The 15,015-nt window shown below is 38.2% G+C and carries 15 protein-coding genes; 12 read left to right on the top strand and 3 right to left on the bottom strand.

Going from position 1 to position 15,015, the window contains the following annotated elements:
• Positions 1-61: 61 nt before the first annotated feature.
• The gene (locus ACVWXS_RS20270; RefSeq protein ID WP_456959921.1) at positions 62-433 is read right to left on the bottom strand and encodes a hypothetical protein; all 372 of its coding nucleotides are present in this window, start codon (positions 431-433) and stop codon (positions 62-64) included.
• 70 nt (positions 434-503) lie between these two features.
• On the opposite strand from ACVWXS_RS20270, the gene ACVWXS_RS20265 reads away from it, so the two are divergent.
• The 5 genes from ACVWXS_RS20265 to ACVWXS_RS20245 all read left to right on the top strand — a co-directional run bounded on the left by ACVWXS_RS20265 (position 504) and on the right by ACVWXS_RS20245 (position 6,114).
• Positions 504-923 (top strand): MarR family winged helix-turn-helix transcriptional regulator, encoded by a 420-nt coding sequence (locus ACVWXS_RS20265; RefSeq protein WP_456959920.1) that lies wholly within the window; start codon positions 504-506, stop codon positions 921-923.
• Positions 924-934: 11 nt separating this feature from the next.
• The gene (locus ACVWXS_RS20260) at positions 935-2,131 is read left to right on the top strand and encodes an MFS transporter (RefSeq protein WP_456959919.1); all 1,197 of its coding nucleotides are present in this window, start codon (positions 935-937) and stop codon (positions 2,129-2,131) included.
• 157 nt (positions 2,132-2,288) lie between these two features.
• Positions 2,289-3,164, top strand: coding sequence for an iron uptake system protein EfeO (efeO, locus tag ACVWXS_RS20255; RefSeq protein ID WP_456959918.1), 876 nt, complete (start codon positions 2,289-2,291; stop codon positions 3,162-3,164).
• 6 nt (positions 3,165-3,170) lie between these two features.
• The gene (gene efeB, locus ACVWXS_RS20250) at positions 3,171-4,424 is read left to right on the top strand and encodes an iron uptake transporter deferrochelatase/peroxidase subunit (protein ID WP_456959917.1); all 1,254 of its coding nucleotides are present in this window, start codon (positions 3,171-3,173) and stop codon (positions 4,422-4,424) included.
• Complete coding sequence (locus ACVWXS_RS20245; RefSeq protein ID WP_456959916.1) at positions 4,399-6,114, top strand: FTR1 family iron permease; 1,716 nt, start codon at positions 4,399-4,401, stop codon at positions 6,112-6,114. The genes efeB and ACVWXS_RS20245 overlap by 26 nt, the downstream gene beginning before the upstream one ends.
• 174 nt (positions 6,115-6,288) lie before the next feature.
• On the opposite strand, the gene ACVWXS_RS20240 is transcribed toward ACVWXS_RS20245, so the two are convergent.
• Positions 6,289-7,155 (bottom strand): pentapeptide repeat-containing protein, encoded by an 867-nt coding sequence (locus tag ACVWXS_RS20240; RefSeq protein ID WP_456959915.1) that lies wholly within the window; start codon positions 7,153-7,155, stop codon positions 6,289-6,291.
• 230 nt (positions 7,156-7,385) lie between these two features.
• On the opposite strand from ACVWXS_RS20240, the gene ACVWXS_RS20235 reads away from it, so the two are divergent.
• The 6 genes from ACVWXS_RS20235 (at position 7,386) to ACVWXS_RS20210 (ending at position 11,937) form a co-directional block, all read left to right on the top strand.
• The gene (locus ACVWXS_RS20235) at positions 7,386-8,042 is read left to right on the top strand and encodes a TetR/AcrR family transcriptional regulator (protein ID WP_456959914.1); all 657 of its coding nucleotides are present in this window, start codon (positions 7,386-7,388) and stop codon (positions 8,040-8,042) included.
• 212 nt (positions 8,043-8,254) lie between these two features.
• Positions 8,255-9,034 (top strand): hypothetical protein, encoded by a 780-nt coding sequence (locus ACVWXS_RS20230; RefSeq protein ID WP_456959913.1) that lies wholly within the window; start codon positions 8,255-8,257, stop codon positions 9,032-9,034.
• Positions 9,031-9,396 (top strand): GntR family transcriptional regulator, encoded by a 366-nt coding sequence (locus tag ACVWXS_RS20225; protein ID WP_456959912.1) that lies wholly within the window; start codon positions 9,031-9,033, stop codon positions 9,394-9,396. The genes ACVWXS_RS20230 and ACVWXS_RS20225 overlap by 4 nt, the downstream gene beginning before the upstream one ends.
• Complete coding sequence (locus ACVWXS_RS20220) at positions 9,397-10,092, top strand: ABC transporter ATP-binding protein (RefSeq protein WP_368636473.1); 696 nt, start codon at positions 9,397-9,399, stop codon at positions 10,090-10,092.
• A 5-nt stretch (positions 10,093-10,097) separates the two neighbouring features.
• Positions 10,098-11,021, top strand: coding sequence for an ABC transporter ATP-binding protein (locus ACVWXS_RS20215; RefSeq protein WP_423475307.1), 924 nt, complete (start codon positions 10,098-10,100; stop codon positions 11,019-11,021).
• Positions 10,999-11,937: an ABC transporter permease gene (locus tag ACVWXS_RS20210; RefSeq protein ID WP_456959911.1), complete on the top strand. Its 939-nt coding sequence runs from the start codon at positions 10,999-11,001 to the stop codon at positions 11,935-11,937. The genes ACVWXS_RS20215 and ACVWXS_RS20210 overlap by 23 nt, the downstream gene beginning before the upstream one ends.
• Positions 11,938-12,000: 63 nt before the next feature.
• Here ACVWXS_RS20210 and ACVWXS_RS20205 read toward each other — a convergent pair whose 3' ends face one another.
• Positions 12,001-12,768, bottom strand: coding sequence for a sporulation protein (locus ACVWXS_RS20205; RefSeq protein WP_456959910.1), 768 nt, complete (start codon positions 12,766-12,768; stop codon positions 12,001-12,003).
• Positions 12,769-13,064: 296 nt separating this feature from the next.
• On the opposite strand from ACVWXS_RS20205, the gene nagE reads away from it, so the two are divergent.
• Complete coding sequence (gene nagE / locus ACVWXS_RS20200; RefSeq protein WP_456959909.1) at positions 13,065-15,005, top strand: N-acetylglucosamine-specific PTS transporter subunit IIBC; 1,941 nt, start codon at positions 13,065-13,067, stop codon at positions 15,003-15,005.
• The last annotated feature ends 10 nt before the right edge of the window (positions 15,006-15,015 follow it).

The raw sequence follows: 15,015 nt of genomic DNA, 5'->3' as shown, positions 1-15,015 counted from the left end.
TCCTCGACGGATAAAAGTCTCGAACCGACGGAAAGACTAGCGACAACGCCGGATAGAAGTCTCAAGGTGACGGATAGAAGTAGCAGCGACGGAAATAATGGAGTCTTCGACGGATAGAAGTCTTGGAGCGACGGAAAGACCAGCGACACCGACGGATAAAAGTCTCAAGGAGACGGATAGAAGTAGCGGCGACGGAAACAATGGAGACCTCGACGGATAGAAGTCTTGGAGCGACGGAAAGACCAACGACACCGCCGGATAAAAATCTTAAGGTGACGGATAGAAATAGCAGCGACGGAAACAATGGAGTCTTCGACGGATAGAAGTCTTGGAGCGACGGAAAGACCAGCGACACCGCCGGATAAAAGTCTCGAAGCGACGGAAAGTCCAACGACAACGATAGCGGCTCTAAACTAGAGGAATTCTCGCTCATTTCCTACTAGACAAATAGAGATTTCAGGTATATAGTTACCTAGGCTAACTAATTTATAAGGAGTGGTATTGTGACGGTTGAACAGAATTTTTTTAATCAGTATCGCTTAATGTACAGACCTTTTATCAATCAAGTGAATGTGCAATTAGAGAAATATCAGTTATATAGCTCACAATGGGCTGTTCTTCGATTACTTAATGATAAGGGGCGACATTCATTCGTGGAGATTGCGAATTATATGTCAATTGAAAAGCCAAGTGTCACAAGGTTTGTTCACAAGCTTGTAGATCTAGGCTATGTGGAAACGGTAGCGGGCAGGGATAAGCGCGAAAAGCTTGTACAATTAACGGCTTATGGTGAAGAACTTGTGCTAGAAATAAAGGCGCATTTAAAACCGTTGTTTGAACAGGCACTTGCAGGCGTATCAAAGCAGGAGATTGAGATTGCGACACAAGTTTTAGAGAAAATTTGTGCAAACATAAATCGGTAGGAGAGATGAAAGTGGAAACAACTAGAGATAGACTATGGACAAAAGACTTCTTAATCGTCTCACTTATTAACTTTACCATTACATTAATCTTTTTTTTATTGATGGTAACAATTGCAGGCTATGCGGTTGAGCACTTTGGCGCTTCAACTAGTACGGCAGGTCTTGTATCGAGTATTTTTATTATAGGTACATTAATAGGGCGTCTTGGGGCAGGACGGATCATTGGGGATTGGGGTAGTAAAAAAACATTATTTTGTGGATTATTATTGTTTATGCTATCAACGATGTCCTATTTTTTTGCGGTAAATTTGACACTTCTCATGCTCAATCGTTTAGTACAAGGAATTGCACTTGGCGTGGCGAGTACGGCAACTGGAACAATTATTGCACAAATTTTACCGTCTAATCGACGTGGTGAAGGTATTGGTTATTACAGTTTAAGTGCCATCTTAGCAACTGCTATTGGACCGTTTGTAGGTATTCTTTTAACACAACTGTTTGAAGATTTTCGTATGATTTTTGCAGTCGATTCAGTTTTAGCTATTATTTGCTTTTTGATGTATTTTATCGTGACAGTTCCTGACGCACCGAAGAAAGCCAAAGAAATGGCAGAGAAAACAAGCTTTAAGCTAAGCAATTTTATCGAGATGCGTGCTGTGCCAATTGCTTTTGTGGGGTTAGTTATCGGTTTTGCTTACTCAGGGGTTATGTCATTTATGACGTTTTATGCGAAAGAGCTTGATTTGGTCTCAGCGGGAAGTTATTTCTTTATTATTTATGCAATCGTGATTCTAGCGACACGTCCATTTACAGGAAAGCTTCTAGACTCAAGAGGTGCGAATATTGTTATTTATCCGTGTTTAGTCATTTTTGCAATCGGTATGTATGCCTTTAGCTCGGCTACAAGTAGTGTTGTATTTTTACTAGCTGCTGCTTGCATTGGTATTGGTTATGGTAACTTCAATTCTGTAGCACAAGCAATCGCTATTAAGGTTACACCAAATGAGCGATTAGGACTTGCGACATCGACCTATTTTATTTTATATGATTTAGGTTTAGGTGTTGGTCCTTATTTCTTAGGGTTCTTCGTTCCAACGATGGGATACAGTGCGATTTTCTTTGCGATGGTATTCGTAATTTTACTGTCAATTATCCTTTATTATTTCTTATATGGAAAATATGAAAATAACAAAAATTTCGTAGATTAGAATCGTTATATTGTAGGAAAAGCGTTATTTTTCTAGTTATATTAAAATATCAACTAGAAAATGACGTTTTTCTCTTTAAATAAAAATACTTCTTGCAATAGAGTGTGATAATCATTATCATTCTCAATATAAACTATTTCGGAAGTAGGTACTTAGCATGAAAAAAACATCAATATTGTCAGTATTAGTTGCAGGTGGCATTCTAATGACTGGCTGTGGCAATACAGAAGAAACAAAAAAAGAAGAGAAGCCCGCAACGGAGCAAGCAAATAAAGCAGAACAAACAAAAGGGGCTGATCTTACAGCTGAACTGGCAGCCTATAAACAATTTGCTTTAGAACAAATGGATCAATTTTTACTAGAAACAGAGAAATTTGTAAACCTAGTTAAAGCTGGCGATATTGAAGGGGCAAAAGCAGCCTATGCACCAGCTCGTATGTATTTTGAGCGTTCAGAGCCAATCGCAGAAAGCTTTGGAGACCTTGACCCACGTATTGACGGTCGTTTAGCCGATATCCAAGAAGAAGGTAAGGGCGAGGAAGAGTGGACAGGTTATCATAAGCTTGAACATGCACTTTGGGTTGAAAATAAAACTGCAGGCTACGAGAAGGTAGCAGATCAGCTATTAGCCGATGCAAAAGAATTACACGCATTAGTTCAAACTGTTGAAGTAACACCAGATTTAATGATTACAGGTGCTGTTGATTTATTAAATGAAGTATCAACATCTAAAATCACTGGTGAAGAGGAAATCTATTCTCACACAGACCTTTATGACTTTAAAGCAAATATTGAAGGCGCAGAAAAAATCTTTGAAATCTTACGTCCGAAATTAGAAGCAAAAGATAAAGAATTAGTAGCAACATTAGATGAAAAATTCAAAGCAGTGGACGATTTATTGGCACAGCACGCAACAGCTGACGGTGGATATGTTTCTTACGAAGAATTAACAGAAGAAAACACAAAAGCACTTGCAGCAGCAGTTAATCAACTAGGAGAACCATTAAGTCAAATGGGGATTATTTTGGAGTGATAATAAATGACAGAGTCAAATGATGGAAAATGGATCAATAAAAAAATATCTAGACGTGACATGTTAAAGCTAACTGGCATCGGGGCAGCAGGTGTAGCGATCGGTGCTTCAGGCTTAGGTGGTGTTATGAAAGCAATGGGCTATGATGTGTTTGAGCCCGTTGCGGATAGCACGACAGCACGTAATAAAGTTGATTTCTATGGAAAACATCAATCTGGCATTGTTACACCCGTTCAAACGAATATTTATTTTGCTTCTTTAGATGTTTTATTCACATCAAAGAAGGAACTACAAGAGTTGTTCAAACAATGGACACCTCTTGTTGTACGTTTAATGAATGGTGAATTAATGGTAGATTTAACAACAAATACTAGAGTTCCAACAGGAGATACGGGTGAAGCTGAAGGATTAAACGCCTCAAATCTCTCCATAACTATAGGGGTTGGTCCATCTCTTTTCGAAAAGCTTGGTATCCAGCACTTAAAGCCAGCTGAACTAAATGATTTACCACATTTCCCGAAAGATCAGCTACAAAAAGAATACACAGGTGGAGATATTTGTATTCAAGCATGTGCAGATGACCCACAAGTGGCGTTTCATGCAGTACGTAATTTAGTACGTGCAGCTTCTGGTAAAGTAGAGGTTAAATGGTCACAGGCAGGATTCAACTCTTTCCCAACTGGCGGAGGAACACCTCGAAATTTATTTGCGTTCAAGGACGGTACGGGCAATCCTACTGATGAAAAAGATCTAAACAAAGTGGTTTGGGTCGATAAAGGTTGGTTAAAAGGTGGCTCTTATTTAGTTGCTCGTAAAGTTCAAATGCATCTTGAAACATGGGATCGCACATCTTTAAAAGATCAGGAAGCAACATTTGGTCGTTATCGCGATAGTGGGGCACCGTTTGGTAAAAAGAAAGAGTTCGATGATTTCGACGTAGAAGCGAAGGATAGTAATGGCGAGTATATTATGCCAGATACATCACATGTGCATTTGGCTCGTAAATCGGGTGCGCGTATTTTACGTCGCTCATACTCTTATGCATCCGGTGTTATGACGAATACTGGCGCGCATGATGCGGGGCTAATGTTCATATCTTTTCAAAAAGACCCGGCCCAATTTACAACAGTGCAAAATAGTTTAGGGCGTATGGATAAAATGAATGAGTACATTACCCATCGAGGCAGTGCCGTGTTCGCTTGCTTCCCTGGTGTACAAAAGGGGAGTTATCTAGGTGAAGCACTTTTTAACGCGCTGTAGTATAATTTTATGCTTGTTATTGGCACTTGCTGTACCAGTGCAGGCAGCGCAATCTTATAGTCATTTGTACATCTCGATTAGTGATGCACTGATGAATACGAAGCAGGATAAAGAAGCCGAGGCAAAACTGGCACTTGAACAGTTTACGAAAGACTGGGCATCCGTAACATCTGAACAGACAGAAGCAAAAGAAAAAGTGGATGAACTTCTTGCTCAAGCAGTTGAAGCTACTTCAAAGGATGAACGTTTAGAGGCACTATCGGCTTTGTCAAATGCTTTACGTGCTCTAGAAGAGCTTGAAAACCCTGTGGATGAAGCGGCGCAACGTGCAGAATTTGGACAAAAGTTTAAACCCATCATGGCGGACTTTGAAAAAGCATTAGCCAGTGGGGACATTGCAGCCATCGATGAAGCCTATAAAGACTTTAATATCAAATGGAATAAAAATGAAAGACCTGTGCGTGAGCAAAGTATTGCGATGTATGGGCAAATTGAAACACAAATGGCGTTTTTACGCATTTCCATTTCCGCTGAGGAGCCAGATGTAACTCTTATGAAGTCCCAATTTGCAGAGTTAAAACAAACAATTGAGGATTTTGTAGCTGGTAAGGAAACAGCGAAAGCGGTCGAAGGAGAATATTCGTTATCTACATTAATTGCCTATATTGATGAGGCAAACGATTTTATCGATGCAGGTGATTATAAAGCTGCCTCTGATAAAATTCTAGAATTCATTACGATATGGCCAAGTGTAGAAATTGAAATTTCGACTCGTAACGGTAGCCTATATACTAAAATTGAGAGTGATATGCCGATTATCGCTAGTGATTTATTAAAATCAACAGTCGATAAAGAAGCTATTAAAAGTAAATTAGATAATTTCCGCACTGAAATAGAGTTAATTCAAGCTGATTCAGATTATACTTTATGGGATTCGGCGCTTATCTTATTGCGTGAAGGCTTAGAGGCATTGCTAATTATTTTGGCATTAGTATCGTTCTTAGAGAAATCAGGACAAAAGCCAATGCGCAAATGGATCTATATCGGTGCATTTGTAGGGGTTCTGTTATCAGCAGTAGCGGCTATTTTAATGTCGACAATTTTAAATTCTCCGACAGTTGATACAAACCGAGAGCTGATGGAAGGCTATATTGGCTTACTAGCTGCAGCAATGATGGTAGGAGTTGGGATTTGGCTCCACAGTAAATCAAGTGTGGCAAGCTGGAATCGCTATATTTCTAAACAAATGGGCAATGCGATCTCCAGTGGTTCAGTGTTTGCCATGGCCGCAATTAGCTTCCTATCTGTCTTCCGTGAAGGGGCAGAAACACTTGTTTTCTATGCAGGAATTGCACCTAAAATGGAGACATCGCAATTTGTACTAGGTATCGTAGTAGCACTTCTAGTATTAACTATTTTTGCATTTGTGTTATTTAAAGCAAGTGGAAAAATACCAGTTCATAAATTTTTCGCAGTGGCAACGGTGTTAATTTATGTACTGGCCTTTAAAATCATTGGTGTCAGTCTGCATACATTGCAGCTGCGGGATGCAGTTTCTACAACAATTGTAGATGGCTTACCGGTTATCAGCTTCATTGGTTTTTACCCAACTGTAGAGACAATGATTGGACAAGCGATTTTACTTGTGCTAGTTGTAGTTACGATCATCTTTAAAAAGAAGCAAAAATAAAAAGAAGAGGCTGGGACAAAAGTGTTTCAGCCAACAAAAATACCGAACTATCCAATGAAACGCTCATGAAGTGTTTCGGAATAGTTCGGTTTTTCTATTTATCGTGTTTTGTTAATTTCGAGATTATTCGACTTTATGAAGGAAGCATTTAGTTATGTCCCAGCCTCTGTTTAATTAGTGATCCCAATGAGACGGACGTTTCAGGTGGGAGGGTAATTTTGTTTGATGATTGCCTTGTGCTGAATTAAGTTGCATTTGGGTTAAAAACATACTTGTTGAAAGGTCTGCGCCACGTAAATTGGCATCACGTAAATCCGCACCAATAAAATCAACACCTCTTAGATCTGCATTTTCAAAATTAGCAGCAATTAAATAAGCTCCTCGAAGATTAGTTGCTCTTAAATCCTTCCTCTTTACATTCTTCCCCATCCAATCGACCCCTCTATTGTCATACTTTCGAGCGTTTTTTTCCTTCATCTTTACGATAAGGCTTTGGCGAATTTGCTCACTTGTTTCTAATAGTAAAATGTTCACTGGCAGTCGATAATTAGGAATATCTATTGCTAGCAATGCATTTGCTTCTAGCTCTGTTGCACGCTGTAGTTGTTCTAATTGCAATCGTAGCTTGTTAAATAGAGATGAATCAACTTTGTGGGATAAAGCCTCTGCTACATAGGCGATCATTTCATATAACTGCTCCATAATAGGAAAGACACGAAACATTTTCTCAGAAATTTCAGGGGATCGTCGCCAGTCTTGTCCATGGAAGGTTGTTTGTGAAACCTTTTGTCCTGCTCCTAAACAATCAAAAACTGTGCATCCTTTAAACCCTTGATCTCTAAGTTTGCTATGAATTTGACAGCTAAAATCAGATTGTAGATTTGGGCATGGTGTCCCAGCTGCCTTATTAATGGCGAAGTCGCTAGAAGCAGCAATATTTAAAGCCGTGCAACATAGACCGAAGCAGCTCTGACAGTCCGCCTGTAAACTTTCGCGTATTTTTTTCCCCATTGTGTAATCTATTTTTTTAAATTCAGACATCATTGCTTTCCTCTCTTAACGATCAACTTACATATGATTCTATCACTAATTATCTATGAAAGGATATTTTTTCCTTCGTTTTTCATTAAAGACGAAAGCAAAGCGACAGTCACATTACTTAAATTAGAGTTTGTAATTCATCTTTTACAAAAATCAGCATATTATTGAAATTAATTGTAAAATGCTATGATTTTTATAGACAGACAGTCGGTCTATAAGGAGGGGGAAAAATGAGAAAAGAAGCGCAGGAACGTAGAAACGAAATACTTGATGCAGCGGATGAGCTGTTCGGTCAAAAGGGCTTTGATCGCACAAGTACAAATGATATTCTCGAAAAGGTCGGAATTGCGCGAGGAACATTGTATTATCATTTCAAGTCGAAAGAGGACATTATGGACGCGCTAATTGAGCGATATAATGCCCAAATTTTAGGAGATGCTAAGGCAATTGCCGCAGATAAGAGCATATCCGTTAACGAGCGTATTGTCCGTGTTGTCATGGCACTAAATATAAGTGCCGGAAATGGCAAGGAAATTATTGATCATATACATAAGCCTCAGAACGCGCTTATGCATCGGAAAATACAGAAGGTTATCATGAACGGCCTTCCTCCAATCTTGACGGAAATAATCCGTGAGGGTATCGAACAGGGGTTATTCAGTACGCCGTATCCATATGAATGTATGGAAATGGTTGTGGCCTATACGAATACCGTTTTTGATGATGATCTGGTTGAAATGTCAAATGAAGAGCGTGCTTCACGTATTCCTGCTTTTGTATTCAACGTAGAAAGACTACTCGGTGTTGAAAACGGAAGTCTTACGTACATGATGAAGATGTTTGGCAGCGGAGATGAGAGTGGAAGAATTGGAAACGAAGAAGGTTAATTGAAAGGGATTATTCTTATTTGCTACGGTCTGGACAGCAGATTTCAGCAATAGGAAGCGAGGATGCATACTTTATTAAACTTAATGCCATTACAACATGTAGGAAGAAGCCTGTAATTTAAAGGCTCTTCCTTTTTTTGCATTTTATACTTGCAAACTTAAAAGTCATAGTGTAATATTCAACTAGTACACTATAACACGAGGTGTTGGCATTGAAAAAATTTGCAGGGTTATTCAAAAAGGAATGGGTGCTTTTTAGGACATGGCTATTTTTTGCGATTTTTGCAGGAATTATGTTGTCATTGGTGCTTCCATATTTAATAAAGCGATTTGTTGATGGCATGACAATACCGGAAAATCAGCTATCATTTGCACTCACAATGCTCGTGATTGTATTAGGCGGATTTTATTCGATATTACAATTTGTAGCTAGTATGCGACATGATTTAAAGTCCAAAGAAATATGGCTACACTCCACTAGTCCGATTACACAGCTTGTAGGTGTTAAAGTTATTTTTTCACTAATTGGATATGCTATCTTCAATTTAATTTTTATTATGATCGCAATGTACAATGTGAAAGATGAATTTGTAGCCAATTTTGGACAAATAGTATTATCACTAATACTTACTGTAGGATTTTCAGTCATTTTACAATGGATGATGCTTGTCATACTGCTATTATTTTTAGTATTTTATCTCCAAATGAAGCATTTTATTGGTCGCTTTGCCATTGTTATTATGATGGGTGCTTTTTTCTTCAGTATGAATTTATGGTATAAATTTACTGAAAGCCAGCTATATGCTTCTATTTTTCATCATATTGAAATGCCATTAGATTGGTTGGCACACTATTTACCAAAGGCAAAAGTATCGACTATTGAGATTATCTATAATCCGCTTTATGTTGTGGAGGAAGTAGTGATGATAATTTTGATCGTCATTCTATTTATCGTAGCGACGAAGTGGCTTGAAAAGGCGGTATTACGATGACAATCGACTTTTCACGTGATAAGCCCATATATAGCCAACTTGTAGATCGGATATGTGGAGATATTTTGAAAGGAAAGTTAGAGCTAGGGGATCGACTTCCTTCTGTTCGAGAATATGCAGTTGAAACAGGTGTTAATGTAAATACCGTACAACGCGTGTACAAGGAGTTAGAAGCCATGAATATAACGGAAACGAAACGAGGTCAAGGTACATTTATTACAACCAATGAAGAGCGAATTGTACTTTTACGAGAAGATATGAAAAACCAATTAGCTGAAAATTTTTTAACATCTATTGAAGCATTGGGATTTTCCAAAGAAGAGATGCTTGTCGTGTTAACCAAAAATCGTGGGGTGAAATAAATGTTACAGCTATCAAATGTTTCTTTTCGTTATATGAAAAAGCCGATTTTGCAAGATGTGTCTTTTTCCATTCCGGTTGGCAAAATCATTGGGCTTGTTGGAGAAAATGGGAGTGGCAAGTCGACACTTTTAAAAGTATTGTCGGGCTTATTACGTCCATCAAATGGTGAGGTCTTGCTAAATGGGACGCCTGTTACACGCAGAAGTGCGGATAAGATTGCTTATTTACCTGATACTGATTTATTTTTTGATTTCTACACAGGTGAGCAGCTTTTTCAGCACTATGCTTCTCAATTCGAAGATTTTTCATATGATAAGGCATGTATTGTTGCAGAGTTTTTAAACGTTGATAAAAATATGAAGCTAGGACAATTATCAAAGGGGAACCGTGGTCGAATGAAAATGGCCGCAACTCTTGGGCGAGAAGTACCCTTTTATTTAATGGATGAGCCATTTTCTGGTTTAGATCCAATTGTTCGTGAACAGCTTATTAAAGGGTTAATTCAATTTACAGATATTGAAAACCAAACAATACTGTTATCAACGCATGAATTATATGAGGTAGAACCTATTTTAGATCAAATCATTTTACTGCAAAATGGTTCGATTATTGCACATGAGGAAGTAGAGACGATTCGAGATGTTACGAATAAAGATGCTGTGCAATGGATGAAGACGTATTATAAGAAAGGATGAGATTAATGACAACACAACCAATAGTTCAATTGCAAAATTTATCAAAAACCATTCGTGGTAAGCAATTAATTCAGCAACTGAATATCGATTTATATCCAGGTCAAATCACTGGATTTTTAGGACCAAATGGCGCGGGGAAAACGACGACTATTCGTATGATGACGGGGCTTATGCATCCAACAGAGGGAACAGTCATTATTGATGGTCTTTCCTTACAGGAGAATTATGAAGAAGCGATTAGTAAGGTCGGCGTAATTGTAGAAAATCCAGAAATGTATAAATTTATGACGGGCTATAAAAACTTACTGCATTTTGCGCGTATGCATAAAAACGTTACAAAAGAGCGTATTGAAGAGGTGGTTAGACAGGTCGGCCTAGAGAAACGCATTCATGAAAAGGTATCGACTTATTCACTTGGGATGCGTCAGCGTTTAGGACTCGCTCAGGCACTACTTCATCGACCAAAATTTTTAATTTTAGATGAACCAACAAATGGTCTTGATCCAGCGGGTATTCGTGAGTTTCGTATGTATTTGCGTAAAATTGCAGCTGAGGATGGCGTATCGGTTTTTGTTTCTAGCCATTTATTATCCGAAATTGAATTAATGTGTGATCGAGTAGCTGTTATACAAAATGGTAAACTCATCGATATTCGTGATATTAATATTGAAACTTCTTCATTTTATTATATTGAAGCTGCACCAAAAGATGATGTTGCCATTCATCTACAAAAGTTCGATTATAACTTTACTGTAGAAAATAATGGTTTCGTAGTGGAAATAAAGAAAGAAGATATACCGAAGCTTATTACGCAATTTGTGAACGCAGAAATCCAATTATTCGCCGTACAACCACATCAAAAAACGTTAGAGGATCAATTCTTAGAAATGACAGGAGGTGGCCAAATTGCTGAAGCTAATTCAAAATGAATGGATGAAATTGTGGCATAAAAAAGGAACTTGGGCAATGGTCGCGCTATTAATTCTCGCTATTGTTGGTCCTGGTATTATGATGAAATACTATGAAACAAAGACTGCAGAGGATATAACGTGGCAGGAAAATGAACAACAGGTCATTAATAGTTATAAAGACATGTTGAAGGGTGACGATGTTTCAGAAGAAGATAAAAAAGACTTTGAAGAGCAAATTGCTATTTCTGAGTATCGATTAGCAAATGACGTGCCTTCTCAATCAGAGGGAAGCGTAGCAAGCTTTATGTCATTTGCAAGTAATATGCTATCTTTAGTAACATTGTTCACTGTAATTTTAGCAGCGAGTATCGTATCAAGTGAATTCTCAACAGGCACGATTAAAATGTTGTTAACACGTCCTATGTCACGGGCAAAAATATTAACTTCAAAATTACTGACAACTTTCGTATTTGGGCTCTTTTTGATTGCTGTCAATGTAGTAGTCAGCGCTCTAGTAGGGTTCATATTATTTGGTGGTGCATCGGGTGTTGAGTTAGAGATGATCAATGGTCAGGTAGTTGAAAAAGCGGTATGGAATGATTTGGCCTATCACTATTTACTTTCTGGCGGAGATTTTGTGATGTCGACATTGTTTGCTTTCTTAGTGGGCTCAGTTTTCCGTTCAAGCTCTTTAGCGATTGGTTTAACGATGTTCTTATCTTTTATGGGCGGAATGATTGTGATGTTCTTAAGCAAATATGAAATAGTTAAATATATTTGGCTAACACATTCAAATTTAACACAGTATGAAAGTGGTAATTTAATGATAGAAGGTATCACAATGCCATTCTCTCTTACAATTCTCGCGATCTATGCAGTTTTATTCTTAGCAATAAGCTATATGTCATTCATGAAACGTGATGTGACAGCATAAAAAAGACACGGTATGAAATCGACTTTCATACCGTGTTTTTCTAATTCTTAGATTCATCAAGGGCTACAAATGTTTAGAGATAATTTGCTGTAGCTTTGCTTGAATAGTTGGTAAGTCCTGTATCGTAATCGTTGTTCTAACATTGCTTTCGTCCATATCTAAAGCTTCAGAGAAGAAGCTACCAATACCTTTTACTTTTCGATCAATTTGCATGAGTAATTCTACTGAATGATTAGTTTGAGATAAAAAGACGATTTCAAGCTCATCTAAATGTCCTCTAAATTGCCCAGTTGGCACATATTCAAACTCTTGGATGAAGGGATAGTATCCACGGAATCGAGCTGGCGCCTGCTCACATTCAGCCTCGCGTAAACGGAATCCAAGTCCATTAATGGCATCGAGAATATGTGCTGCAAGCTCTGTAGGCTGGACACGAATATAATCTTTATCATGAGGGTCTACTGCGTTTTTAATATCAAGCCCTGTTTGAATCCATACTTGTGTTTTGCCCGCTGTAATAGGTGTTTCGAATGGCAATGTTAAAGAAAAGGGAATTACTTTCTTTTCACCAGCAGCAATCACAAATGGCTCCGTTACTTTAACTTTTTGTAGCGCTACGACTTCCGTATATTTATGGTCATTAGATTCTCGAATATAAGTAGTATTCACCGATAAAAAAATGGTATCGACTTGCTGCTCAACATTCCCACCTTGCACAACGATTTCACCACGCATAACTTCTCCCGCCTGGTATGTAGACTTTTCTAGCATTGTATCGACTGTTGCCGAGCCAATCCCAATACTTGCAAGTGCTTTGTTAAAAAAAGACATTTGTATTCCTCCTATTAACTTTAATAATTATACATACGAAAATTTTTGGAAAAGGTTTCAAGATGTAAAAAAGTTTCGTCTTCATAACTGAAAACAAGAGAGGCATATTTATCCGTCACCATAAAAAAATACCGAAAAGGCACTAGAAGTAGATTCTATCGACGTTTACAAGATGAATTGCATAAGTAATGGAAATTGAAAATTCAGAAAAACATTTATTTTTCGCAGGATGAAGATTATAATAGACAGTAAATAAATTGGTATAGACAACTAGACCAAAAGAGGGAGGCATAAAAATGTTAGCTTTCTTACAAAAAATCGGTAAGTCGTTAATGTTTCCAATCGCTACGTTACCGGCAGCTGCATTACTATTACGTTTAGGCTCTGGTGATATGCTTGGGGCAGTTCCAAATGACATAGTCCAGTATATTGCGAGTATTATGGCGGCTTCAGGCAATGCTATTTTAGGAAATCTAGCTATTATTTTTGCAATTGGTATTGCAATGGGCCTAGCACATGATAATAGCGGTGGTGCTGCGTTAGCAGGTGCCATTGCACATCTTGTATTAGTCGCAGTATTAGGGGCCGTTAATGAAGACTTAAATATGGGTGTATTTGGCGGTATTATTGGAGGTATTACTGCAGGTTTACTATATAACAAATTCTATAATGTTAAATTTCCAGAATGGCTATCATTCTTCGGAGGACGGCGTTTTGTGCCAATCATAACATCCATTACAATGGCGGTTTTAGCTAGTGTTTTAGCTATAGTATGGGGACCGATTCAAGGGGGTATCGATGCAGTAGGGAACTGGTTAATCGGTGCAGGATCGCTTGGAGTTGGAATGTATGGTTTCTTAAATAGACTATTAATTCCAGTCGGTCTACATCATGTTGTGAATACAGTGATATGGTTTGACTTTGGGGAATTTACAAATGCTGCTGGCGAACTTATCAAAGGGGATATCAATCGCTTCTTAGCAGGTGACCCGTCAGCAGGCCATTTCCAAGCTGGTTTCTTCCCAATCATGATGTTTGGTTTACCAGCTGCTTGTCTTGCTATGTACTTTGCCGCGAAAAAGGACAAACGGGCAGCAGTTGGTGGTATGTTCGTTTCCATCGCTTTAACAGCATTCTTAACGGGTGTAACAGAACCTATTGAATTTACATTTATGTTCTTATCACCAATACTTTACGCGATCCATGCAGTATTAACAGGTATTTCACTTGCCGTTTCATATATTGTCGGATTCCGTGATGGTTTCGGTTTTTCGGCAGGCTTAATTGACTATCTTTTAAACTTTGGATTAGCTGATAGACCATGGCTATTAATTCCATTGGGATTAGGTTTTGGGGCTATTTACTTTGTCATTTTTTATTTCTTAATCAAGAAATTAGATTTAAAAACACCTGGTCGTGAAGACGAAGAGGAAGAAGGGGCGGAAATTGATTCAGCTATAGCTAATGATTTAGATTTACGTGCTTATAAAACAATTGAAGCACTAGGTGGACTAGATAATATCAAACAAGTTGATTACTGCACAACACGTCTAAGAATGACAGTAATTGATGCGGGGCAGGTGGATGAAAAAACTTTAAAGCAAACGGGTGCACGTGGTGTAATGCGTATTAGTAAGACGAATGTACAAGTTATTGTCGGTACATCCGTAGAGTTTTTAGCAGAAGCTATGAAAGATCGCCTGAAAAAAGGTAATCCCGCTCCTGCGAATGTGTCTTTACAGAAAGGTGTGTCTATTATAGGAGAGACAGAAGCAACAATTTCTCCAGATGATTTTGAAATGCCGATGACAGGTGATTTAATTCCGTTATCTGAAGTGCCCGATGAAGCCTTTTCATCAGGAATGATGGGCCCCGGTTTTGGTATTCATCCGAAAGATGGTACAGTTCATGCACCGTTTGATGGACAAGTAGTGATGATTTTCCCAACAAAGCATGCGATAGGGTTAAAATCTGAAACAGGTGTAGAAATATTAATTCATGTCGGTTTAGATACTGTCAACTTAGATGGTGAAGGATTTGAAACGTTGGTTACAGATGGTCAAGTCATTCAATGCGGCGATCCGTTATTAATAGTAGACTTAGAGACTATTAAAGACAAAGTGCCTTCTACCATTACACCAGTTGTTTTCACAAGTTTAGTTGGACAAGAAGTAACACTTAATAAATCAGGTTTCCAACGAGCAGGTTCTACTAATATTATTTCGATTAATAAATAGCAAACAGCCT

The organism is Lysinibacillus sp. TE18511 (genome assembly GCF_054062295.1).
The sequence above is the reverse complement of the archived record's forward strand: the minus strand, read 5'-3'. Positions and strand labels throughout refer to the sequence as shown.

Coding starts and splice junctions, on each gene's coding strand:
- ACVWXS_RS20220 (WP_368636473.1), top strand. CDS start 9,397: ATGTTACAGCTATCAAATGTTTCTTTTCGTTATATGAAAAAGCCGATT.
- ACVWXS_RS20235 (WP_456959914.1), top strand. CDS start 7,386: ATGAGAAAAGAAGCGCAGGAACGTAGAAACGAAATACTTGATGCAGCG.
- ACVWXS_RS20205 (WP_456959910.1), bottom strand. CDS start 12,768: ATGTCTTTTTTTAACAAAGCACTTGCAAGTATTGGGATTGGCTCGGCA.
- ACVWXS_RS20240 (WP_456959915.1), bottom strand. CDS start 7,155: ATGTCTGAATTTAAAAAAATAGATTACACAATGGGGAAAAAAATACGC.
- ACVWXS_RS20215 (WP_423475307.1), top strand. CDS start 10,098: ATGACAACACAACCAATAGTTCAATTGCAAAATTTATCAAAAACCATT.
- efeB (WP_456959917.1), top strand. CDS start 3,171: ATGACAGAGTCAAATGATGGAAAATGGATCAATAAAAAAATATCTAGA.
- ACVWXS_RS20270 (WP_456959921.1), bottom strand. CDS start 433: ATGAGCGAGAATTCCTCTAGTTTAGAGCCGCTATCGTTGTCGTTGGAC.
- efeO (WP_456959918.1), top strand. CDS start 2,289: ATGAAAAAAACATCAATATTGTCAGTATTAGTTGCAGGTGGCATTCTA.
- ACVWXS_RS20225 (WP_456959912.1), top strand. CDS start 9,031: ATGACAATCGACTTTTCACGTGATAAGCCCATATATAGCCAACTTGTA.
- nagE (WP_456959909.1), top strand. CDS start 13,065: ATGTTAGCTTTCTTACAAAAAATCGGTAAGTCGTTAATGTTTCCAATC.